Source organism: Sphingopyxis indica (assembly GCF_032879645.1).
Classification (GTDB): domain Bacteria; phylum Pseudomonadota; class Alphaproteobacteria; order Sphingomonadales; family Sphingomonadaceae; genus Sphingopyxis; species Sphingopyxis indica.
On the sequence record NZ_CP076394.1, the window covers coordinates 3442682 to 3465408 of the forward strand.

Annotated in this window: 25 protein-coding genes; 14 read left to right on the forward strand and 11 right to left on the reverse strand. The window is 67.7% G+C overall.

What is annotated here, in order from left to right; all coding sequences use genetic code 11:
* Positions 1-28: 28 nt before the first annotated feature.
* Positions 29-1333 (reverse strand): histidinol dehydrogenase, encoded by a 1305-nt coding sequence (gene hisD / locus KNJ79_RS16105; protein WP_317151835.1) that lies wholly within the window; start codon positions 1331-1333, stop codon positions 29-31.
* Positions 1320-1982, reverse strand: coding sequence for an ATP phosphoribosyltransferase (hisG, locus tag KNJ79_RS16110; protein WP_089217423.1), 663 nt, complete (start codon positions 1980-1982; stop codon positions 1320-1322). Before hisG ends, hisD begins: the two co-directional genes overlap by 14 nt.
* Before the next feature lie 39 nt (positions 1983-2021).
* On the opposite strand from hisG, the gene KNJ79_RS16115 reads away from it, so the two are divergent.
* Positions 2022-3101 (forward strand): DUF2332 domain-containing protein, encoded by a 1080-nt coding sequence (locus KNJ79_RS16115; protein WP_317151836.1) that lies wholly within the window; start codon positions 2022-2024, stop codon positions 3099-3101.
* A gap of 16 nt (positions 3102-3117) precedes the next feature.
* Here KNJ79_RS16115 and KNJ79_RS16120 read toward each other — a convergent pair whose 3' ends face one another.
* Positions 3118-5988, reverse strand: coding sequence for a M16 family metallopeptidase (locus KNJ79_RS16120; RefSeq protein ID WP_317151837.1), 2871 nt, complete (start codon positions 5986-5988; stop codon positions 3118-3120).
* Positions 5989-6398: 410 nt separating this feature from the next.
* The gene (gene purC / locus KNJ79_RS16125) at positions 6399-7178 is read right to left on the reverse strand and encodes a phosphoribosylaminoimidazolesuccinocarboxamide synthase (protein ID WP_089217426.1); all 780 of its coding nucleotides are present in this window, start codon (positions 7176-7178) and stop codon (positions 6399-6401) included.
* 444 nt (positions 7179-7622) lie between these two features.
* Between purC and KNJ79_RS16130 the strand changes: the two genes are divergently transcribed.
* Entirely contained in the window at positions 7623-8546 is a 924-nt protein-coding gene (locus KNJ79_RS16130) for a crotonase/enoyl-CoA hydratase family protein (protein WP_317151838.1), read from the forward strand.
* Between the two features lie 198 nt (positions 8547-8744).
* On the opposite strand, the gene KNJ79_RS16135 is transcribed toward KNJ79_RS16130, so the two are convergent.
* The 7 genes from KNJ79_RS16135 to KNJ79_RS16165 form a co-directional block, all read right to left on the reverse strand.
* A complete protein-coding gene (locus tag KNJ79_RS16135) occupies positions 8745-9152 on the reverse strand; it encodes a DUF1801 domain-containing protein (protein WP_317151839.1) in 408 nt (135 codons plus the stop codon).
* A gap of 17 nt (positions 9153-9169) precedes the next feature.
* Positions 9170-9589 (reverse strand): DUF1801 domain-containing protein, encoded by a 420-nt coding sequence (locus KNJ79_RS16140; protein WP_317151840.1) that lies wholly within the window; start codon positions 9587-9589, stop codon positions 9170-9172.
* A 4-nt stretch (positions 9590-9593) separates the two neighbouring features.
* Positions 9594-9809, reverse strand: a complete 216-nt coding sequence (locus tag KNJ79_RS16145; protein ID WP_089217023.1) for a hypothetical protein — start codon at positions 9807-9809, stop codon at positions 9594-9596.
* A 14-nt stretch (positions 9810-9823) separates the two neighbouring features.
* The gene (locus tag KNJ79_RS16150) at positions 9824-10234 is read right to left on the reverse strand and encodes an SRPBCC family protein (RefSeq protein ID WP_317151841.1); all 411 of its coding nucleotides are present in this window, start codon (positions 10232-10234) and stop codon (positions 9824-9826) included.
* The gene (locus KNJ79_RS16155) at positions 10231-10554 is read right to left on the reverse strand and encodes an ArsR/SmtB family transcription factor (protein WP_089217025.1); all 324 of its coding nucleotides are present in this window, start codon (positions 10552-10554) and stop codon (positions 10231-10233) included. Before KNJ79_RS16155 ends, KNJ79_RS16150 begins: the two co-directional genes overlap by 4 nt.
* A gap of 72 nt (positions 10555-10626) precedes the next feature.
* Positions 10627-12105 carry an alkaline phosphatase D family protein gene (locus tag KNJ79_RS16160; protein ID WP_317151842.1) on the reverse strand — a complete coding sequence of 493 codons (1479 nt, stop codon included), beginning with the start codon at positions 12103-12105 and terminating at the stop codon, positions 10627-10629.
* Between the two features lie 219 nt (positions 12106-12324).
* Positions 12325-13461, reverse strand: coding sequence for a DUF3667 domain-containing protein (locus KNJ79_RS16165; protein ID WP_317151843.1), 1137 nt, complete (start codon positions 13459-13461; stop codon positions 12325-12327).
* A gap of 78 nt (positions 13462-13539) precedes the next feature.
* On the opposite strand from KNJ79_RS16165, the gene KNJ79_RS16170 reads away from it, so the two are divergent.
* The 12 genes from KNJ79_RS16170 (at position 13540) to KNJ79_RS16225 (ending at position 22571) form a co-directional block, all read left to right on the forward strand.
* On the forward strand, positions 13540-14823 hold the full coding sequence (locus KNJ79_RS16170; protein ID WP_317151844.1) for a glutamate-5-semialdehyde dehydrogenase: 1284 nt from the start codon (positions 13540-13542) through the stop codon (positions 14821-14823).
* A gap of 31 nt (positions 14824-14854) precedes the next feature.
* Positions 14855-15127: a CopG family ribbon-helix-helix protein gene (locus KNJ79_RS16175; protein WP_089217028.1), complete on the forward strand. Its 273-nt coding sequence runs from the start codon at positions 14855-14857 to the stop codon at positions 15125-15127.
* Positions 15124-15411, forward strand: coding sequence for a type II toxin-antitoxin system RelE/ParE family toxin (locus KNJ79_RS16180; protein ID WP_089217029.1), 288 nt, complete (start codon positions 15124-15126; stop codon positions 15409-15411). The genes KNJ79_RS16175 and KNJ79_RS16180 overlap by 4 nt, the downstream gene beginning before the upstream one ends.
* Positions 15408-16061, forward strand: coding sequence for a nicotinate-nucleotide adenylyltransferase (locus KNJ79_RS16185; protein ID WP_317151845.1), 654 nt, complete (start codon positions 15408-15410; stop codon positions 16059-16061). Before KNJ79_RS16180 ends, KNJ79_RS16185 begins: the two co-directional genes overlap by 4 nt.
* Entirely contained in the window at positions 16058-16456 is a 399-nt protein-coding gene (rsfS, locus tag KNJ79_RS16190) for a ribosome silencing factor (protein ID WP_317151846.1), read from the forward strand. Before KNJ79_RS16185 ends, rsfS begins: the two co-directional genes overlap by 4 nt.
* A 145-nt stretch (positions 16457-16601) precedes the next feature.
* Positions 16602-17030: a 23S rRNA (pseudouridine(1915)-N(3))-methyltransferase RlmH gene (locus tag KNJ79_RS16195; RefSeq protein WP_317151847.1), complete on the forward strand. Its 429-nt coding sequence runs from the start codon at positions 16602-16604 to the stop codon at positions 17028-17030.
* Positions 17027-18241, forward strand: a complete 1215-nt coding sequence (locus KNJ79_RS16200) for a murein hydrolase activator EnvC family protein (protein WP_317151848.1) — start codon at positions 17027-17029, stop codon at positions 18239-18241. The genes KNJ79_RS16195 and KNJ79_RS16200 overlap by 4 nt, the downstream gene beginning before the upstream one ends.
* Positions 18242-18700: 459 nt before the next feature.
* On the forward strand, positions 18701-20092 hold the full coding sequence (locus KNJ79_RS16205; protein WP_317151849.1) for a S41 family peptidase: 1392 nt from the start codon (positions 18701-18703) through the stop codon (positions 20090-20092).
* Positions 20093-20253: 161 nt separating this feature from the next.
* Complete coding sequence (locus KNJ79_RS16210; protein ID WP_317151850.1) at positions 20254-20736, forward strand: disulfide bond formation protein B; 483 nt, start codon at positions 20254-20256, stop codon at positions 20734-20736.
* Positions 20733-21266 carry a demethoxyubiquinone hydroxylase family protein gene (locus tag KNJ79_RS16215; protein WP_317151851.1) on the forward strand — a complete coding sequence of 178 codons (534 nt, stop codon included), beginning with the start codon at positions 20733-20735 and terminating at the stop codon, positions 21264-21266. The genes KNJ79_RS16210 and KNJ79_RS16215 overlap by 4 nt, the downstream gene beginning before the upstream one ends.
* 85 nt (positions 21267-21351) lie before the next feature.
* Positions 21352-21990, forward strand: coding sequence for a hypothetical protein (locus tag KNJ79_RS16220; RefSeq protein ID WP_089217037.1), 639 nt, complete (start codon positions 21352-21354; stop codon positions 21988-21990).
* 182 nt (positions 21991-22172) lie between these two features.
* Entirely contained in the window at positions 22173-22571 is a 399-nt protein-coding gene (locus KNJ79_RS16225; RefSeq protein WP_089217038.1) for a hypothetical protein, read from the forward strand.
* The last annotated feature ends 156 nt before the right edge of the window (positions 22572-22727 follow it).

The following is a 22727-nucleotide window of genomic DNA, read 5'->3' on the forward strand; positions in this document are numbered from 1 at the left end:
GCCTGCGCCGGAATGACGAACATGGGGATCAAGGATGGTTTGGCTTCAATCTGTTCCGGACGCTGAGCGCATGGGCGGGAAGCCCCTCGGCTCCCGCGAGCGCCACCGCGGCGGGTCCGATCGCGGCGAGGCTCGCTTCGTCGAGCGCGAGGAAGCTGGTGCGCTTCATGAAGTCGGTGACCGACAGCCCGCTCGAAAAGCGCGCGCGGCGTCCGGTGGGGAGGACATGGTTGGGACCGGCGACATAATCGCCGATCGCCTCGGGGGTCTGGCGGCCAAGAAAGACCGAACCCGCGTGGCGGACCAGCGCGAACAGCGCGTCGGCCTCCACCGGGTCGACCGCGAGTTCGAGATGCTCGGGCGCGAGCCGGTCGCACAGGGGGATCGCGTCGGCCAACTTCGGCACGACGATGATCGCGCCATTATCGGCCCAGCTCGCCTGCATCGTCGGTGCGGTCGCGAGCGTCGGGATAACATGCGCGACCGCCGCCGCGACGGCATCGGCGAAGTCACTATCGTCGGTGAACAGGATCGACTGGCTCGTCGGGTCGTGCTCGGCCTGGCTCAAGAGGTCGGCTGCGATGACATGCGGTTCGTTCCTGGCGTCCGCAACGACGACGATCTCGCTCGGCCCGGCGACCATGTCGATGCCGACGACGCCATAAAGCTGGCGCTTCGCTTCGGCGACCCACGCATTGCCGGGGCCGGTCACAACGTCGACCGGCGCGATTCTCCCGGTGCCATGGGCGAGCGCGGCGATCGCCTGCGCGCCGCCGACGCGCCAGATCTCGTCGACCCCGCCGATATGCGCCGCGGCCATCACCACCGGATTGACCTCGCCGCCCGGCGTCGGAGTGACCATAACGATCCGTTCGACCCCCGCGACCTTCGCGGGCAGGATGTTCATCAGCACCGACGAGGGATAGGCGGCGCGCCCGCCGGGGACATAGACGCCCGCCGCATCGACCGCGCGCCAGCGCGCGCCGAGCCGCGCGCCGGCGGCGTCGCGATAGTCGCGGTCCTCCGGCAATTGCGCGGCATGATAGGCGCGGATGCGCTCCGCAGCGAGGGTCAGCGCGTCGCGCAGCTCGGGCGCGAGCGCCTCATGGGCCGCGGCGCATTCCGCCTTCGAAATCGTCCAGCCGCGCGCATCGAGGTCGAAGCGGTCGAACTTCGCCGTATAGTCGGCGAGCGCGGCGTCCCCCTCGGCCTTCACGCGCGCGACGATCGCGGCAACGTCGGCCGACACGTCGGACGCGCTCTCGCGCCGGTCGTTCACCAGCGCGTCGAAATCGGCCGCGAAGCCGGGCGCCGAAGCGTCAAGCCGCCGCATCGCCCTGCCCCACGATCTCGCGGAACCGCTCGACGAGCGCCGGCACTTCGGCCGAGCGCAGCTTGAACGCCGCGCGGTTGACGATCAGCCGCGCCGACACCTCGCTGATGATTTTCTGCTCTTCGAGCGCGTTTTCGATCAGCGTGCGCCCGGTCGAAACCAGGTCGACGATGTGCGAGGCGAGACCCAGCTTCGGCGCAATCTCCATCGCGCCGTTCAATTTGATGCACTCGGCCTGGATGCCCTGCCCCTCGAACCAGCGGCGGGTCGTCGCGGGATATTTGGTCGCGACGCGGATGTGGCTTTCGCCGAGCCCCGGCGGCGCGCTGCCCGCCGGTCCCGCGAGCGACAGGCGGCAATGCCCGATGCCGAGGTCGACCGGCGCATAAAGCTCCGAATAGCCGAACTCGTCGACGACGTCCGATCCGACGATACCGAGCTGCGCCGCGCCATGCGCGACGAAGGTGGCGACGTCGAAGGCGCGCACGCGGATCAGCGAAATATGCGGCTGGTTCGTCCCGAACACCAGCGCGCGGCTCTTTTTGTCGAAGAAATCCGCCGCGGGCTCGATCCCGGCCGCCGCGAGCAGCGGCAACGCCTCGTCGAGTATGCGTCCCTTGGGGATGGCAAAGATGATCGGTTCGGGCATAAGCACGCGCGCACATAAGCGCCAGCGGGAGAAAGGGCAATGAGCGACCGGTACCAGTTTGTGGACATGGCCGAAACCGGACGCGCGGCGGTCGATACCGCCTTCGCCAACCAGGTCGCCTATTGCCGCAGCGCCGAGGCCCCCGTGACCGCGCGGATCGTCGCCGCGCTCGCCGCGCTGCTGAAGCACCCCGACAGCGAATTCGCGCGCCGCATCGCGGCGTGGGAGGGCGCGCCGCTCGCCGACGCGCTGCCGCTGCGCGCCGCGGGCGGGCTCCACGCGCTGCACCTGTCGGGCGAAGCGCCCGAGCTCGCGCCCATCTATGCCGACAGCGAAGACATCAACGACGCCGCGGTGGTCGCCGGCGTGGTGCGGCGGCACGACGCGGCGCTGCTGCCATGGCTCGACGGCCCGCCGCAAACCAATGAGGCGGGCCGCTCGGCGAATTTCATCGCCGCGATGCTCTGGCTCGTCGATCAGGGCTTGCCGCCGCATTTCGAATGTCTCGAAATCGGGTCGAGTGCGGGGATCAATTTGATGCTCGATCGCTATCACTATGACCTCGCCGGCGTGCAGGTCGGACCGCAGCCCGGCGCGATGGATTTCGCCCCCGAATGGCGCGGCCGCCACCCGCCGCAGCACAAGATCGACTTCGTGGGCGTCAAGGGCTGCGACGTCGCGCCGGTCGACCTCACCGATCCCGCGCAGGCGCTGCGCCTCAAGGCCTATATCTGGCCCGAGCATCATGTCCGCTTCGGCCGCATCGAAGCGGCGATTGCCGCCGCCGAGGCCGACCCGCCCGACCTCGTCCGCATGAGCGCCGCCGATTTCGTCGAGGCCGAGCTGGCAAAACCGCAGGCCGCTGGGACGACGCGCGTGCTGATGCACTCGATCGTCTGGCAATATGTCCCCGCCGACCAGCAGGCGCGCATCACCGCGGCGATGGAGGATGTCGGCGCACGGGCCACGCCCGACCGCCCGCTCGCGTGGATCGCGCTCGAAGCCAATCGCACGCTGCATCTTCACGAACTGGTCGTGCGTCACTGGCCCGGCGGCGCCGAACCGAAGATGCTCGGCCGCTCGCACCCGCACGGCGCGTGGGTGGAGTGGACGGTTTAGAGCGGCGGATTCCCCACTATCCGCCCGCCTTGTCGCTGATCGCCTTGATGACCAGCGCCTTGTCGTCGACCAGGTAGCGCACCGCGAGCGCCTGCAACTCGGCGGGCGTCGCGGCCTCGACCTCCTCGATCGCGTGGCGGCTGCGGTCGAGGCGATCGGGGCGCGTCGAGGCTTCGGCGACATAGTTCATCCAATAGCTGTTCTCGCGCCGCGCCTTGACGAGCGCCTCGACGAAGGGGCGGCGCGCGCGGTCGAGCAGGTCGGTATCGACCGGACGATCACGCAGGTCCTTCGCGATGCCGAACATCGCCGCACGCGTCGTCGCGATATCCTGATAGTCGACATTCGCCGCCGCGAAGAGATGGCCGAAATGCGGAAACTCGTCGGACAGGCTCGCCGCGGCGCCGGGGCTGTAGCTTTCGCCGAGCCGCTCGCGCAATTCCTCGGTCAGCTTGAGCTGCATCACGCGCGCGAGCAGGTTGAGCCGCATCGCTTCGCCAAGGTCGCTATCGTCGCGCGCCGGCCAATAGACGCGCAGCTCGGCCTGATCGGCCGGCCCCTTGTGGATCAGCGTGCGTTCGCTGGTGTCGGCCTGATATTCGCGCACGCGCGATGCCGCGCGCGGGTCGAAGGCGGCGCGGCGTTCGGGCAGCGCGCCGAATGTCGCCGCGATCGCGTCGATCGCCGCAGCCTCGTCGATGTCGCCGACGACGCCGATCTCGATCGCGCCATGCGCCAGGCTGTCGGCGATGACGGGCTTGAGCTGGCCCCAGTCGAGCGTCAAAAGCGTCGCGAGCGGCGGCGTCTCGGCCCGCGGATCGTCGTTGGCGAGGATGCCGCCGACATCGCGCCCCATCACCGCCGCGGGGGTCGCATCGTTCGCGGCATAGCGCTGCGGCAGCACGCGGCGGATCAGCGCGAGCCCGTCGGCGCGATAGCCCGGATGGGTGACATAGGCCGCCATCAGATCGGCCTGCAGCCGGAAATCCTCGGGCGAGGTCACGACCCGGCCGCCGAAGGCGTCGATGTCCGACCCGAAGCTCGGCGCCACCGTCTTGCCCGCAAAGATCGTTCGCAGATCGTCATAGCTGTGCGCCTCGAGCCCGCCGACGCCGAGCGAGCCCGCGAGCGCGACCTTCGTCGGATCGTCGCGCGTCGCGAGCAGCGTGCCGCCATCGACGCGCACCGACAGCCAGACCTTGTCCTTCTGGAAATCGGTGCGCTTGATGTTGAGCATCACATTGTTCGCAAAGCGGATGCGGCGGATACCCAGATCCTCGACGCGCTCGTCCGACACCACGCGCCCCGGCGTGCCGAAGCCGGTGTATGCGAAGGCGGTGCTTTCAGTCGCTGCGGGCGGCGCGACCGCGACCGCCTGCGACGCCTTCAATTCGGCGAGGATCGCGCCGGTGCCGCCGTCGATCGGCGTCTTGCTGGTCACCCGCGCGAGCGGCGGGCTCATCCCCGAAACGCGCTGGCGGAAGGCGTCGGAGACGGTCGCGGCGTCGAGCGACGGTTCGGCCGCCGCGAACAACGCCGCGGTCGTTTCGGGGCGCACGAAAACGAAATCGCCGTCGGCGGCATTGACGAGCCCGTCGGCGAGCGCCTCGCTGCGCCGCGTCGCCGCCCCCGCCACCGCGGTCTTGAGCGCGTTGCGCCGCCGCGCGAGCTGTTCGTCGACCTCGGACTGGGTAAAGCCATGCTCGACCGCGCGGCGATATTCCTGCTCGACCAGCGCGAGCGCATCCTTCCACGCGCCCTCTTTCGCTACCGCGCCCGCGGTGACAAGGTCGAAGGTCTTCCACCCTTCCAGATCGTTCACATAGCCCGACAGGATCGGCGAATCCTCGGCGAGCGCCAGCCTGGCAAGGCGCCGGTCGACGATCGCCTCGCCGACTTCTTCGGCGAGGTTGCGGATGCGCTTCGCCCTGGTATCGGGTTCGTCGGCCCACGGCTTGAAGCGCGCGATCGTCACCCCGTCGTTGATCGCGGGATCGACGAAATCGTCGGCGGCCGACGCGCGATCATAGTCGATCGAGCCGAGGCCGGGCTCCGGCCCCGCAGGGCCGCGCCCCTGCCAGTCGGCAAAGCGTGCCTTGATTTTCGCCTCGACCGCCGCGGTGTCGAAGTCGCCGACCATCACAAGGGTCGCGCGCTCGGGACGGTAATAGCGATCATAGAGGTCGCGCAGCCGCGATGCGGGCGCGGTGCGGATCACCTCTTCGGTGCCGATCGGCAGCCGATCGGCGACGATCATGCCCGGCATCGCGAAAGCAAACTGGTCGGCAAGGTTACGCAGTTGATAGCTATCGCGCGCACGGCGTTCGGAGAGGATCACCCCGCGCTCGCGGTCGATCGCGGCGGGATCGAGCGTCAGCTCGCTCGCGGTCTCGCGCATCAGCATCAGCCCGGTGTCGATCAGATCGTCCGACGCGCTGGGCAGGTCGAGCTTGTACAGCGTCTGGTCGAAGCCGGTCGAAGCATTGGTGTCGGCGCCGAAGGCGAGCCCCTTCCGCTCGAGCAGCTTGATCATCTCGCCTTCGGGCACATGCGTCGAGCCGTTGAACGCCATATGCTCCAGGAAATGCGCGAGCCCGCGCTGGTCGTCGGCCTCGTCGAAGCTGCCGACGTCGAAACGCATCCGGATAATCACGCTGTCCCTGGGCGTTTCATTGTGGAGCAGCGCATATTTCATGCCGTTCGGCAGCACGCCGAAGACGATGTTCGGATCGACCGGCACGTCGCTGTCGGCATAGTTCCAAGCGCGCGCCGCCGGGGTCTGCGGATTGACGGGGGCCGACGGTGCGGGCTGGGTTGCTGCGGTTGTGGCGAGGATAAGCAGCGGCGACAGCGCGATCGCGACGCGCCGGAACGGGAAAATGGTCATGCAAGCGGTTTGGCTTCCCCCGCCAAGGGGGTCAAGCTGCGCCGCCGATGCTTTCGACGGACGACGTTTCGAGCCGATCGGCGGGCTTCGCGGCGGCCGACGACATCGGGGAAACCCCCTCCTGTTCAGAGGCGACTATCCCCCAGATATTCGTGGACGCCCCATACTCCGTCATTGCGAGCGAGCCGAAGCAATCCAGAGTAGGCGTAAACCGCCCTGGATTGCTTCGCGCAGTTTATCCTGAGCGCCTGCAAGGCAGTCGAAGGGCTCGCAATGACGAGATCAGCGATGCGAACGGGTCAATCGCCAACCTGTTTCAGAGCGACGAAAGGCCTTGGGTGTCGTTTCCTGTCGAAAGCGGTCGTGCTTGCAAAGGATATGACCCCTCCGAAGAGGAGGGGCTTATATGCTCAGCTGCCCTTTTTCTTGCGGTGGGTTTCGAGGTCGAGCACCGCATTGTCGCCGCCCTCGGGCATCAGGCCCAGCCGTCGCGCCACTTCCTGATAGGCCTCGACCTCGCCGCCCAGATCGCGGCGGAAACGGTCCTTGTCGAGCTTTTCGTTCGTGACCATGTCCCACAGGCGGCAGCCGTCGGGGCTGATCTCGTCGGCGAGGATGATGCGGCTGTAATCGCCGTCCCAAAGCCGCCCGAACTCGAGCTTGAAGTCGATCAGGCGGATACCGACCGCGGCGAACAGGCCGCACATGAAATCGTTGATGCGGATCGCCATGTCCTGAATATCGTGCAGCTCTTCCTGGCTGCACCAGTTGAAGCAAGCGATATGCTCCTCGGCGATCAGCGGGTCGCCGAGCGCGTCGTCCTTGTAGCAATATTCGATGAGGGTGCGGGGAAGCTGCGTCCCCTCCTCGATCCCGAGCCGCTTCGACAGCGAGCCCGCGGCGACGTTGCGCACGACGACCTCGATCGGCACGATCTCGACCTGGCGGATCAGCTGTTCGCGCATGTTGAGGCGGCGGATGAAATGATGCGGCACGCCGATCTGGCCGAGCAGCGTGAACACATGTTCCGAGATGCGGTTGTTGAGCACGCCCTTGCCGTTGATCGTCCCGCGCTTCTGCGCATTGAACGCCGTCGCATCGTCCTTGAAATACTGGATCAGGGTCCCCGGTTCGGGGCCTTCGTAGAGGATCTTGGCTTTGCCTTCGTAGATCTGGCGGCGACGGGCCATGGCGTGCAACTTTCTGCCGGAACGAAAAGAATGACCCCGGCGACTGGCGACTCAGGAAGCGGCCGGCGCCGGGGCGAAGGAGCGCCCTATAGCGGCAAAGCCACGGCGCGTCATCCTTCACTTCGCCGGGTGCGGGAAGCTGAGACCCCGCCCCGTTTCAATCCTCGTCACCCTGACTTGTCTGGCGATTATCCCTATTGCATCCATATGCCCCGTCATTGCGAGCGAAGCGAAGCAATCCAGAGTGTGCGTAAACCGCTCTGGATTGCTTCGCTTCGCTCGCAATGACGAAATCCGGAATACGGATGCGAAGGGAATAATCGCCAACTTGTTTCAGGGTCCATGGCCCGAGACGCAGCTTACGCTTACGTCCACGTCAACTTATGCTTGCGCTCGCGTGCCGCGCTTGCGACGATAACCGCAATATAGACGGGAGAGTGTGTGATGAGCTTCGACCAGATTCGCCTCGACAAGCAGGAAGGGATCGCGCTGCTGACGCTGCACCGGCCCGACCGGATGAACGCCTTCACCACCGAAATGATGCTCGAGATCGTCGCGGCGCTCGACGAATGCGACGCCGACGACGGCGTGCGCGCGGTGATCTTCACCGGCGCGGGCGACCGCGCCTATTGCGCCGGCGCCGACCTCGGCCAGGGCGCCGCAACCTTCGACTATGACAAGCGCAGCGACAAGGCGGCGACGCTGCCCGACGGCGTATCGGCGAGCCCGGTCGCCGAGGATGGCACGATCGATTGGTCGCACCCGCTGATCCGCGATTCGGGCGGGCGCGTGTCGATGCGGATATTCGAAGCGAAGAAGCCCGTGCTCGGCGCGATCAACGGCGCGGCGGTCGGCATCGGCGCGACGATGACGCTGTCGATGGACGCGCGGCTCGCGAGCGAGACGGCGCGCTATGGCTTCGTTTTCGCGCGCCGCGGCATCGTGCCCGAAGCGGCGTCGAGCTGGTTCCTGCCGCGGCTCGTCGGTATCCAGAACGCGGTCGACTGGTGCTATTCGGGCCGCCTGATCGACGCGCGCGAGGCGCACGAAAAGGGCCTCGTGCAGTCGGTCCACGCGCCCGGCGCGCTGATCGACGCCGCGATCGCCAAGGCGCGCGAGATGACCGAACAGAGCGCGCCGGTCTCGGTCGCGCTCACCCGACACATGCTGTGGCGGATGCTCGGCGCGCCGCACCCGATGAGCGCCCACCGCTGGGACAGCCGCGCGATCTTCGCGCGCGGCCGCAGCCCCGACGCCGCCGAGGGCGTGACGAGTTTCCTCGAAAAACGCGCCCCCAATTTCACCGCGAGCGTCGCGAACGACTATCCGTGGTTCGGCGAGTTCGAGGATGCGCCGCCCTATTCGTGAGGCGGCTTTGGGGTGGGGAACTGCCATTCGACCGACCCCTCCTCTTCAGAGGAGGGGCAGCGAGACTTACGCGCTTTGCGCGTTAGTCGCAGCGGGGTGGTGCAAGGGCACCCGCGCGCTGACGCGCGCCACCACCCCAACCCCTCCTCTGAAGAGGAGGGGCTTAAGAACAACCGATACCGCCCGCTATCCGCCGTCCTACCGCCGCGACGCCTTCGATGCGTTCGCCGCGACCGCTTCGCGCACCAGCGCCTTGAACGCCTCCGCGTCGACTTCGTCGCCCTCGAACAGGTCGATCGCGCGGCGCGTGCCGCCATCGAGGCTCGCATTGAACAGCCCCGCCGGATCATCGAGCGCCGCGCCGCGCGCGAAGGTCAGCTTGACCTTGTCCCTATAGGTTTCGCCGGTGCAGAGGATACCGCCATATTCCCATACCGGAACGCCGTGCGGGTTCGACGGCTTGCGCCACTTCACCGTCTCGACGACCTCGGGTTCGGCGGCATGGATCAGCGCGCGCATGTGTGCGAGCGTCGCGCCCCGCCAGTCGCCGAGCTTGGCGATCTTCGCGTCGATCGCTTCGGATGCGCTCTGGTCTTCGTCGGTCATAATCCTCTTTTTCCTCATCAGCGGCCGGTGATCCAGCCGGGAATCGCGGCGGCCTGTTTCAGCCAGCGCGCAAGCTGATCTTCATCAACGTCCTCGCCTTCGTGGATGTGGAGATAGCGCACATCGGCGTCCTTCGATGCAACGGGCGGCGGCGGGTCGAGCGCCGCGCCCTTGAAGAAGGTGATTTTGATGTAGCGCGTGAAGCAGTGAAAGCTCGCGAACCATCCCTTGCCCTCGACGCCGTAGAAGGGCGAGTTCCAGCGCACCGCCTTTTGCACGTCGGGCACCGCCTTTTCGATGAGCGCGTCGAGCCGCTCGCCCGCGGCGCGCTTCCAGTCCGGCATCGCGGCGATATAGGCCCGCACCGGCGCATCGCCGTCGCCCTTCGGGATCTGCGGGTTGCCGCCCGAGAGCAGCTTGGGGGTCTTGTCGGCCATGCCGCTATCCCTCGGCGCGGCGCGCCCGCGCCACATAGGGCAGGACGAACATCCACAGCCCGGTCAGCGTCATCAGCGCGAGCGGGCCGAGCGGCAGATAATAGACCCATTGCACAGGCTCGCGGCCGAGCGCGAGGGTCAGGAAGATCGCCCCGACCACCAGTGTGAAGAGGATCGAGAGCCAGCGGTGAAGCTGGCGGATCGCGCCATTCCAGTTCATATCGTCTCCCTTCGTCAATCGATCCGCGCGAGCAGGTCATCAAGCGCGCCCAGGAAGCGCGGCCAGCCGGCCTTCGCGCCATGATAGGCGAGTTTCTGGTCGGGCTGGAACCCCGTCTGCTCCATCCGCAGATGCGTGCCCGCCGCGGTCGGGGTGAGCGTCCAGGTGACGGTGCTTTCGAGCCCCATGCCGTCCCAGCTGTAGGCAAGCGTGCGTTCGGGCTCGACCTCGACCACTTCGCAATCGACATGGCCCCAGTCGGCGCCGAAGGCGAAGCGGTGGCCGAGCGTCGGGGCGACGTCGCCCGCCATCAGCCATTCGGCGACCAGCTCGGGCCGGGTGAGCGCGCGCCAGACCTTTTCGGGCGGGTGCGCGAATTCGCGCTCGACGACGATGGTGCGCGTTGCGGCGGCGGCGTCGGTCATTGATCCATCCTTTTCAAAACATCGTCGAGATCGTCGAAGCGCGCCTCCCAGAAACGCGTCATCCGCCCGGTCCAGTCGACCAGCGGCGCGAGCGCCGCGGGCTGCGCGCGATAATAGGACTGGCGCCCCGCATGACGCCCCGCGACCAGCCCCGCCTGCCGCAGCACCGCAAGATGCTTCGACACCGCGGGCTGCGAAATGCCCGACGGTGCGGTGAGCGCGCCGACGCTCTGTTCGCCGCCCTCGCACAAGCGCTCGAACAGCGCGCGGCGGGTCGGGTCGGCAAGCGCCCGGAAGAGGAGGTCGCGACTCTCGATCATGTCAATCCATAACCTCTTGGCTATGGTTTACCCATAACCAGATAATTATGGATTGGTCAAGCAGCCACCCGATCAGCCAGCATCATAGACGTTGCGCCCCTGCTGCACCGTCATGCTGTGCGTGCCCGCAAGGGCGCGCGACGGCTGCGCCACCGTGTCGAGGAAATGCCAGCTCGCGGTCATCCTGTCGGGCGTCAGCGCGACGGTCGCATAACCGCGCCGTTCGGTATTCGCCCAGCGCAGCTGCGGCGACGAGCGGCGCAGCGCCGCGACGCGATCGGCGTCGCTCGCGCCTTTCGCCGCCGACTCGATCCCCGGCGAGCTGACGCTATGCCCCGCGACCTCGACCCCGGCGGGGTGGCCGCCGTGCGGCAGGTCGAACGCCCAGCCATTGTGGCTGTCGCCCGCCAGCGAGACGAAATTGGCGCCCGCCGCCTGCGCCGCGCCGAGCAACCGGTCGCGCGCGGCGGGATAGCCGTCCCACGCATCGAAGCTGTAGGGCAGCCCGGCATCGGCGACCAGACGTGCGGTCTTCACGCGCTCGATCACATAGTCGGGCAGGTCGCCCGCATACCAGTTCGCCGCTTCGCGCGGCGTATAGGTGGTGCCCATGATCAGCTGCTGCGCGCAGACCTGCCAGCGCTTGCCCGCCTTCGCCGAGGCGCGGATGGCGTCCAGCAGCCAGCGTTCCTGGTCGGCGCCGAGCATCTGGCGCGCGGGGTCGATATAGTCGGTCTCGCGGAAACGCTTGAGCGCTGCGACCGGATCGCTCGCGCCTTCGATGATCGCGGCGGGCGAATATTGCCTGTCGCGCCCGGTGAGCCGCGTTTCGGGAAGGAAGATCGTCGCAAGCTCGCCGACCTCATAATGGCGCCAGCGAATGTCGGCGACGGGCATCCATTCGCGCCAGGCGCGCTCGGCCGCCGCCGAGCGCACGCTCCAGTCGCCCTCGTCGGGCTGATGGTTCTGCGCCCCGCCCTTCCACGCGTCGTTGGCGAGTTCGTGATCGTCCCACTGCGCAAGCATCGGGAACAGCGCGTGGAGCCGCTGAAGATCGGGATCGCTGCGATAGGTGGCGTAGCGCAGGCGATAATCGGCGAGCGCGACGAGTTCGTGATCGGGCTGGATCGTCCGCCCCGGAATCGCTTCCTTCAAGGTCGGATATTGGCCGACCTGATATTCGTAGAAATAGTCGCCGACATGGACGCACAGGTCGATGTCGGCCCGCGCCGCGGCATGGCCATAGGCGTTGAACCAGCCGAAGGGCAGGTTCGAACAGGAAAAGAGCGCGAGGGTGAAGGCCGCGGTCGGCCCGGCGGGCAGCGTGCGCGTCCGGCCGACGGGCGAAGTCGTCCCGTCGGGTGCGACGAAGCGATAATAATACCAGCGGCCGGGATGCAGCCCGTCGACGACGATCTTTGCGGTGTGATCGCGCTCGCCCGCCGCGATCACGCTGCCGCCGCCGACGATACGCGCGAAGTCGGCGCTTTCGGACAGCTCGGCGGTCAGCGCGCTATCCGACGGCGCCGCATAGCGCGTCCACAGCAGCACCGAATTGGGGCCGGGCTCGCCGCTCGCGACGCCGTGGGTAAAACCCTACGCCATCATCGCCGCCGCCGCGCCGGGGATGGCCAGCGCCGCGAGCCCGCCGGTGCCGAGCGCGATCAACCGCCGCCGGTCCAGTTCCGCCCATAGTCCGTGCATCGCGCTCCTCCTCCATATCGCTCCCGGTCTGACCGGTCATTGTTACGATTTGGCGCGCCGCTTTCCTCAGCCCATCGCTCCCAGCGTGAGCAGCAGCAGCAGAAAGGCGATCATCGCGAACAGGCTGAACAAGAGCAAAAGGCTCGTGCGAACGAGCGCGCCGGCGCGCGACGAGCGATAGGCGCCGCGCAGCTGGCGATACATGTGAAAGGGCATATAGAGCATCGCAAAAAAGGTCGCGAGTTCGCCGAATATCGTCAGATTGAGCAGCCGCACGACGACGAACAAGAGCAGCACGAAGCTGATCGAATAGGTGACGAAGACGAAATGGTCATAGGTGTGGAAGCGCCGGCTGAACGGAAAGAGGAGCCACATGAAGGGCAGCGACAGCGGGATCAGCGCCCACGCGAACTTATAGGCATTCGCCTGTAATTTATAGAGAATCAGCCCCGGATTGGCGAGCGCCTTCTTGATCCCGTGATCGATGAAGGGCACCCCCGTATCGACCTTGTTGACCGCCACGAACTGCGCGCTCGTCGTCACCTGCTCCACGGGATCGGCGAGCACCGGCGGACCTTCGGCGCGCGCCGCCTCGCGCTCGGCCTTGCTGCGGCTGCGCGCGACGCCCAGATAGTCGGCGCTCTTCTGCAACGTCTCGCGCTCATCGAGCAGCTTGCGGCGATCGTCGGCGGACAGATTCTTGCTCGCGAGCCGCGCGTCGACGCGGTCGACCTCGTCCTGCAGGCTCGACTTGACCGCATTGGTCCGCGTCTGCTCGGCGGCGGCCTTGTTCAATTCTTCGCCAAGGCCGCCGCCCGCGCCGACCGCCGTCAGCACCGCATAGGTCAGGAACACCGCGAACAGGAACAGCGCGAGCGGCGAAATGAAGCTTGCACGCTCGCCGTGGATATAGCGCCGGGTCAGGTCGCCCGGCCGCCACGCGAGCAGCGGCAGCGTGTTCCACAGCTTGCCCTCGAAATGGAAGATCGCGTGGACGAGATCGTGGCCGATCGCGGCGAAGCTGCGATGCACGTCGGCGCGCTGGCCGCAATGGTGGCAATGCGATCCGGCGAGCACCGTTCCGCAATTGAGACAGCGGGTGCCGGCATAACCCGGTCCGCCCTCGCCGCGGTGCGATTCGACCGCGCGTGCCGCCAATCCCGCGGTGACCGCCGCGCCGATGCCCTCGATATCCCCGCTCATGCCGCCCTGCCTAAAGCGCTGCGCGCCGCCGCGCAACGGGGCTTCGTCACTGCCGCAAAGCATGATAGGGCCAGCGCCATGACGACCGATACGCTCTCGCCCCCGCCGCTCCGCGATGCCGATGCGCTGATCGCCGACATGGGCGCGCGCGCGCGCGCCGCGGCAAAGCGCATGGCGACCGCCCCGACGGCGAAAAAGGCCGCGGCGCTGAAGGCTGCGGCGCAGCAACTGCGCGCGCAGGCGGCGGAGATTCTGGCGGCGAATGCACAGGACATGGCTGCGGGCGAAGCGGGCGGGCTGACGTCGGCGATGCTCGATCGGCTGCGGCTCGACGAAGACCGGCTGAGCGCGATCGCCGGGGCGGTCGATGCGGTCGCCGCGCTTCCCGATCCGATCGGCGCCGAGATCGACCGTGTGGAGCGCCCCAACGGGCTGGTGCTCAGCCGCGTGCGCGTGCCGCTGGGCGTGATCGGGATCATCTATGAAAGCCGTCCCAATGTCACCGCCGACGCCGCGGCGCTCGGGCTGATGTCGGGCAATGCGGTGATCCTGCGCGGCGGCAGCGAGGCGGTGCATTCGAACCGCGCGATCCACGCCGCGCTGGCGGCAGGCCTTTCCGAAGCGCAGCTGCCCGCCGATGCGGTGCAGCTCGTCCCGACGCAGGACCGCGCCGCGGTCGGCGCGCTGCTCCGCGCGCAGGGGCTCGTCGACATCATCATTCCGCGCGGCGGCAAGGGGCTTGTCGCGCGCGTGCAGGACGAAGCGCGTGTTCCCGTGCTCGCGCATCTCGACGGCATCTGCCACACCTATATCGACGGCGCCGCCGATCCCGCGACCGCGGTCGCGCTCGCGGTCAACGCCAAGATGCGCCGCACCGGCGTCTGCGGCGCGACCGAGACGATATTGATCGACCGCGCCTATCCGGGTCCCGCCGCCATCGTCGACGCGCTGACCGCCGCTGGCTGCGAAGTGCGCGGCGACCGCGACATCGCGGCGCTCGCCGCGCACGTCACCCCCGCCGATGCGAGCGACTGGGACAGCGAATATCTCGATGCGATCGTGTCGATCGCGATGGTCGACGGCCTCGAAGGCGCGCTCGCGCATATCGACGCCCATTCGAGCCGCCACACCGACGCGATCGTCACCGAGGACGCCGCCGCCGCCGACCGCTTCCTCGCCGAAGTCGACAGCGCGATCGTCATGCACAATGCCTCGACCCAGTTCGCCGACGGCGGCGAATTCGGCCTCGGCGCCGAAATCGGCATCGCGACGGGCCGCCTCCACGCGCGCGGCCCGGTCGCGCTCGAAGGGCTGACGACCTATAAATGGCAGGTGCGCGGGACGGGGCAGGTGCGACCTTGAATCATTTGTATACAAGTAGTATGTCTGTCTGATGGATTCGACGTCGCCCATTACGACACGGTTGGACGCAGCCACGCTCGAAACGCTCGACCGGCTGGGCGAGCGCTATGATCGTTCGCGGTCCTGGTTGGTTGCGCAAGCGGTTCGGCAGTTCGTCGAACGCGAAGCCGAGATGCTCGCGATCATCGAAGAAGGCGAGCGGTCGGCGCGCGAGGAACCGCTGATCTCCCACGAGGAAATGCTGCGCCTGATCGACGCAAAGCGTGCCGAGCTGCGCGCGCGCCGAGACAAAGCGGCAGCGTGATCAATGTCCAATGGTCGCAGGCCGCGACCGAAGACCTCATCAAGAACGCCGACAGCCTTTTTCCGATCGATTTCGATATCGCCGACGCGCTTTTGGCCGAAGCCAGAGGAGCGAGCGATTTTCTCGCCCTGACGCCCTACGCCGGGTCGCCCGTTGACGCGACGGGGCTTCGCAAATGGCGCCTCGGGCAATTGCCTTTTGCCTTGCTCTACAATGTCAACGCCGAACGGCTCCTCATCCTGCGCATGATCCACCTTCGCAGCGACTGGCAAAGCCTGCTGTGATCACCACCGGCCTCCTCGGCGGCAGCTTCAACCCGGCGCATGGCGCGCATCGGGCGATCAGCCTGAACGCCATCGCTGCGCTCGATCTCGACGAATTATGGTGGCTCGTCTCGCCGGGCAATCCGCTCAAACCGCAGGCGGGGATGGCGCCTCTGGCCGCGCGCCTCGCCTCGGCGCGCGCGATGGCGCGGCGCTCGCCGATCCGCGCGACCGCGATCGAGGCCGAGCTCGGCACGCGCTACACCGCCGACACGCTGAAAAAGCTGATCCGCCGCTACCCGAATCGCCGTTTCATCTGGATCATGGGCGCCGACAATCTGGTCCAGCTGCCCCGCTGGCGCGACTGGCGGGGAATCGCGCGCTTGATGCCGATTGCGGTTGTCGCGCGTCCGGGCTATAATGGCCGCACCCACGCCGCGCAGGCGATGGGCTGGCTGCGGCGCTTCGTCCGGCCCGCGGACCAGAAAGCTCATTGGACGGACTGGAGACCGCCTGCCCTCGTGTTCCTGCGTTTTTCGCCCGACGTGCGATCCGCAACCGCTATACGGCAGGCCAATCCCCGCTGGTACGAATGCTATGCTGGCCGCGCGCTGCGCGACCCGCTGACGCATTCGCGTATCGGCGACAGCGAAAGGAAAGGACCCGCTTGATAGCCGCCAGTCAGGATGCCGCGCCCAGCGCCGCACCCGCCAACGACAGTGTGGACGCGCTCCACGCGCTGATCCTCGATCAACTCGACGAGGATCAGGCCCAGGAAATCATTTCCATCCCGCTCGCCGGAAAAAGCAGCATCGCCGATCATATGGTGATCGCGAGCGGCCGCTCGACGCGCCACGTCTCGGCGATCGCCGACAAGCTGGCGCAGCGGATCAAGCAGGAGGCGGGCCGCAGCGTCCGCGTCGAAGGGCTGCCCAACGCCGATTGGGTGCTGATCGACGCCGGCGACGTGATCGTCCACCTGTTCCGGCCCGAGGTGCGCAGCTTCTACAACCTCGAGCGCATGTGGTCGTTCGGCGACGCGCCGCCGGTCGCAGCCGCGAATTGACGTTTTTGGTCTGTTCGGCCTAGAGCCCGAACAGAAGCGGCACCAGCCCGCTCCCCCTCCTGGCCTCCCATAGGCTACTGTTGTGAGGGAGGCCGGGAGGGGGAGCGGGCTGGTGCCGCTTTCACCGAGGGTGAACGAAAACGTCATGTTGCTGCACATCATCGCGCGGGGGCGCATCGGGCGTTCGCCCGAGGCCGATCTGGTCGCGCGCTACATGAAGCGCGTCAATTGGGCGCAAAAGATTTCGGAACTCCCCGACACCGGTGGACGGGTTCCCGCGGCGCCGGACAACAGCCGCACGATCCTGCTCGACGAGGGCGGCGAGCAGATGTCCTCGCTCGAATTCGCAAAATTGCTCGAAAGCTGGCGCGATGCCGGAGTGCGCGAGGCGCGCTTCTGCCTCGGCGCCGCCGACGGCTTCACCCCCGACGAACGCGAAGGCGCCGACAAGGTGATCGCCTTCGGCCGCGCGACCTGGCCGCATCTGATGGCGCGCGCGATGCTCGCCGAACAATTGTGGCGTGCGACCAGCATCATCGCGGGCCACCCCTATCATCGCGAGGGGCGCCAGTGAGGCGCGCGCTCGCAGCGCTTGCCGGTCTCGCCGCGCTCGCACTCGGCGCGCTGGCGCTCGCGCAGTCGGATGTCTTCGACCCGCAAGCGATCGCCGCGCGCGAGCGGGCGCAGCTAGTCAACGCCAAGCAGCAGTCGGCCGACGCGATGGCGCGCAGCGCGGCGCTCGAGGCGCAGGCGCAAAAGGCGACGAACACCGCCGATCGCCTGAAGAAACGCAGCGCCGCGCTCGCCGCGCGCATCCAGTCGGCCGAGGCCGACATCGACGCGGGCGAGGCACGCGTCGCGCTGGTGAACCGCCGTCTCGCGGCGCAGCAGGCGCGGCTCGCCGAGCAGCAACAGCCGCTCCTGGAACTCGCCGCCTCGCTCCAGCAGCTGTCGCGCCAGCCGCCGGTCACCGTGCTCGCGCAGCCGGGATCGCTGCGCGACATGGTCCACGCCCGCGCTGTGCTCGACGCGGTGATGCCGGTGATCGAGCGGCGCACCGCGGGGGTGCGCGGCGAACTCGCCGATCTGCGCCGCACCCAGCGGCAACAGGCGGTGGCGCTGGGCGCCTTGTCGGCGAGCAAGACCGCGCTTTCGCAGCGCCGCGACGAGCTGACCCGCCTCGAAAACGAGGGGCGTATCCACGCGCGCGAGTTGATGAGCAGCGCGCGACTCGAAGCCGACCGCGCGCTCGGCCTTGGTGAGAAGGCGCGCGACATCGTCGACCTGATGGACGCGGTCGAGGCCGACGCCGCGGTGCGCGCCGAGCTGGCCGAGCTCGCCGGCCCCTTGCCCCGACCGCGCGACCCCGAAGCCGCAGACGCCGCCGTGCAGCCGCTCACCGTGCGCGAAGCCGAGCTGACGCGCGGCGCCTATCGCCTGCCGGTCGTCGGGCGCATCGTCGAGGGGTTGGGCGAGGTCAACGACAGCGGCGTGCGCTCGCGCGGCATCACCGTCGCGGCTCGCCCCGGCGGCCAGGTCGTCGCCCCCGCGCCGGGCCGCGTCAGCTTCGCGGGCGATTACAAAGGCTATGGCAAGATCGTCATCATCGACCATGGCGGCGGCTGGACCACGCTGCTCACCGGGATGATCGCGCTGTCGGTCGACGTCGGCGACACGATCGAGGCGGGCACGCCGCTCGGCCGCGCCGGATCCGACGACAGCCGCATCACCGTCGAACTGCGCCGCGCGGGCAAGCCGGTCGACGTCGCCGCGATGCTGGGGTGAGAGTAGCGCCAGTTCGGTTTAGAGCATCGTGCCGGAAATCTGCACCGTTTCCCCGAGCGAAGACGAGGGGCTCTGCCGAGCGAAGTCGAGGCGGCGACGCTGCGGTTCTCGCTCCGCTCGAACGAGCCCCTCGTCTTCGCTCGGGGATGCGGATGATTCAGATTTCGCGCAATTTGCTCTAGATCGAAACCCCTCCTCTTCAGAGGAGGGGCAGCGAGACTTACGCGCTTTGCGCGTTAGTCGCAGCGGGGTGGTGGTTGACGTCTTGCGCGCTAATCGCGCGCCACCACCCCAACCCCTCCTCTGAAGAGGAGGGGCTTGAGAGGAGAGGTTTGATGGGTTCAACCCGGACAGGAGCAAGCCCAGGCGAAACACCCCGCTTGACGCCGCCCGAAAGCCGTTGGAGGATGGCGCGCCGGGGCGTATAAAGTGATTTTCCTGCTGGACTGAAAGACACGCATGACCGACTCGACCAAGATCGCCGCCTCGCGCAAGCGCCGTTTCGCCCTGTGGCAGGGCGCCGCCGCGCTGAGCACCCTCGCGCTGGTGCCGCTCGCGACCGGGGCGATGGCGACGGTCGATGCCTCGACCACCGACGAGATTTCGCGCTTCATGGACGTGCTGCTCGAGGTGAAGGCCAATTATGTCGAGCCGGTGAGCGACGCAAAGCTGATCGACGGCGCGATCAATGGTATGCTCGCAAGCCTCGACCCCCATTCGGGCTATCTCGACGCGAGCGACTATTCGAACCTGCGCACGCAGACCGACGGCGAATATGGCGGGCTCGGCCTGTCGGTGACGATGGAGGACGGCGTCGTCAAGGTGATCGCGCCGACCGCCGACACCCCCGCCGCACGCGCGGGCATCAAGGCCGGCGACTATATCACCCACATCAACGGCCAGCTCATCTTTGGCCTGACGCTCGACGAGGCGGTCGAACAGATGCGCGGGAAGCCGGGCACAAAGATCGACATCACCGTGGTGCGCGAGGGGCAGGACAAGCCGATGGAGCTGTCGCTGACGCGCGAGATCATCGACCTGAAGCCCGTCAAATGGGAAGTGAAGGACGATGTCGGCGTGCTGACGATCAGCAGCTTTTCGGCCGACGCGACCGCCGACCTGAAGGGCGCGATGGTCGCGGTCGAAAAATCGCTCGGCCATACCCCGCGCGGCTGGATCCTCGACCTGCGCTCGAACCCCGGCGGGCTGCTCGACGAAGCCGTGGGGGTCAGCGACATCTTCCTCGACCGCGGCGAAATCGTCTCGCAGCGCGGGCGCCGCAAGGGCGACATCGAACGCTATTTCGCCGAAAAGGGGGATTTGGCGCACGGCGAGCCGCTGATCGTGCTGATCGACGAAGGCTCGGCCTCGGCCTCGGAAATCGTCGCGGGCGCGCTGCAAGACCAGCATCGCGCGCTGATCATGGGCGAACGCAGCTTCGGCAAGGGGTCGGTGCAGACGGTGCTGCCGCTGTCCGACACCACCGCGCTGCGGCTGACCACTGCGCGCTATTACACGCCCTCCGGGCGCAGCGTGCAGGAAGGCGGGATCGACCCCGACATTCGCGTGCCACAGCTTTCGGACCCCGATTACAAGGACCGCCCGAGCTTCCGCGAAAGCGATCTGCGCCGCCACCTGATCAACGAGAAAAAGGTCGACAACAGCCTGCTCGAAAAGGACGACAAGCCCGATCCGCGCTTCACCGCGACCGCCGAGGAACTGAAGGCCAAGGGGATCGAGGACTTCCAGCTCCACTATGCGCTCGAAACGATCGGTCGCATCGGGCCGAACGCGGCGCGCATGGCGCAGGGCGGCAAGCCGCCCGCCGCCAAGCCGACACGCCGCAACTGATCGCGCTTGCGATTGAAAAAGACATCGTCATTGCGAGCGAAGCGAAGCAATCTCCAGCCCGCGTTCTTTCGGGACGATAGCTGGAGATTGCTTCGTCGCTACGCTCCTCGCAATGACGATCCGCTGCTTCTCGTCTGTCCCCCCATCCCCAGGATCCGCCCATGCTGAATTCGCGCCTCGCCGCGCCCGTCGCCGCGCTGCTCGTCCCGCTGCTCCTCTACGGCGGCGCGCTCGTCTCGCAGTTCGGCTTCGGCCTCTATCCGTGCGAAATGTGCCATTGGCAGCGCTGGCCGCATCAGGCGGCGATCGTGCTGGCGCTGCTCGCGCTGCTGCTGCGCGCGAACGACCGCGCGATGCGCGTGCTCACCCTGCTCGCCGCGCTCGCCATCGCGATCAGCGGGCTGATCGGCATTTTTCACGCCGGAGTCGAATATGGCTGGTGGGAGGGTCTGACGACGTGCAGCACCAGCCAGAGCGGACCGGTGACGCTCGACAGCATCATGGCCGCACCGCTGATCCGCTGCGACGTGCCGCAATGGACGCTCGCCGGGGTCTCGCTCGCGGGTTTCAACGCGATCTTCTCGCTCGCCGGCGCGGGCCTCGTGTTGACCTTGCTCCGCCGCGGGCGCACGATGGCGGCATGAGCACGCCGCCCGAAAAGACCGACCGCCGCACCGCGTCGATGATCCGCGTCGATCAGGCCGGCGAATATGGCGCGACGCGCATCTATGCCGGGCAGCTCGCGGTGATGGGCGACCGTCATCCGATGGCGCGCGACATCGCGCATATGGCCGAACAGGAGGAGCGTCACCGGCAGTTTTTCGACGCCATGGTCGCGCGCCGCGGCGTGCGCCCGACCGCGCTCCAGCCGGTGTGGGACGTCGCGGGCTTCGCGCTTGGCGCGGTCACCGCCGCGATGGGACCGCGCGCAGCAATGGCGTGTACCGCCGCGGTCGAGACCGAGATCGACCGCCACTACCGCGAGCAACTCGCCGAACTCGGCGACCGCGATCCCGAGCTTTCGGATGCCGTCGCCGATTTCCGCGCCGAAGAACTCGAGCATAAGGAGGCGGCACTCGCCGCGGGCGCCGAAAGCGCACCCGGCTACCCGCTGCTCAGCGTCGCGATCCGCGCCGGCTGCCGCGCAGCCATCGCGCTCTCCAAGCGTATCTGATAAGGGCCGCCGAAAGCCCGTGGCGTTCACCGCGCGTGCAGGCTAACGATGCCAGGCTCTTGAGCGAACCAGTGAAGGAAAAGAGATGACCCGCCTGCCCCTCCTCGCCCTGACGTTCGCCGCCGGGGCCTTTGCAGCCCCCGCGCAGGCGCAGGAAGGCTCCGCCGAGGCCGCGAACGACAAGGTCAATCAGGTCATCGTCTATGGCGACGACAAGTGCGAACAGAGCAGCCCCGACGAAATCGTCGTCTGCAACCGCCTGCCCGAAAGCGACCGCTATCGCGTCCCGCAGATCTTCCGCGGCGGCGACCCGCTCGACCCGCGCAATCAGGCGTGGCTCAACCGCGTCGTCGCGATGGAGCGCGTCGGCCGTTTCGGCACCGACAGCTGCTCGCCCGTCGGGCTCGGCGGCTTCACCGGCTGCACCCAGCAATTGCTCGAAGGCGCGAAGGCCGAACGCCAGGCCGCCGACAAGACCGACTGGGAAACGATGATCGCCGAAGAGCGCGCCAAGCGCCTCGCCGGCATCGACGAGGCGGCCGCCGAGGTGCAGGCGGCGGTCGACGCCGAGCAGGAGGCGCTCGAACAGCGCCAGCGCGCCGCCGAGGAATTGCAGCGTCAGGCGAACGGCGAAACCGCGCCGCCCGCGGCCGACGCCGCGGGCGACCCCGACGCCGAACCGCTGCCGGTCCCGCCGTCCGCGACTCCGCCGCCGCAAAACTGAGTTCCGCCCCCCAAAAACCTCCGCACAACGGCCTCCAGAGGCACTCCGACGCAATTTTGTTCCGATTTTGCGGTGAATCGACGCAGAATTTTAACGAATCGGTGCGACGGTGGCTTGACTTGGGGATGAACGGCTGAAACCCTCGGATTTCTTCTGGGAACGCCAGCCGGGGAGGCTGAACAATGGCATCGACATTCGGGGCGCGTCCGATCGGACGCACGACGCACAGCGTGCCGCCGGCACGAAGTCTGGGGCGCCGAATGACCGTCCATGCCGCCGCGGCGCTGATCGTCTTTGCCGTCCTGCAGGTGTGGCTGGTGTCGAGCGCGATCGCGGCCGGGGCGCCGTCCGCCCTCACCGTCGCCGCGCTGGTCATCATTCTGGCACTTGCGGTGCCGACGGTCCGCATCGTCGAACGCCATTGGCATCATCTGAGCCGTCAGGCGCTCGCCAGCTGGGGCCTGCACGCGCGCTTCCGCCGCGACGTCCGCCGCCTGTGGCTCGCCGCGCTCGCGCTGCCCTTCCTGTGGGTCAGCGGCGCGATGGCGGCAACCGACGCGATCGCCGCGATCACCGGCTGAGCGCTCGGGTTCAGCGAGTTCAATTGCCTCGACTTCGCCCGAAGGGGCGGTTCATATTTTGCGCATGATCGGCATCGACTGAGCGGCCAATTGAAGATTTTGTGTCCCCGCGAAGGCGGGGACCCATCTCCGGCCGGTCAAAGATGAAACGGACGG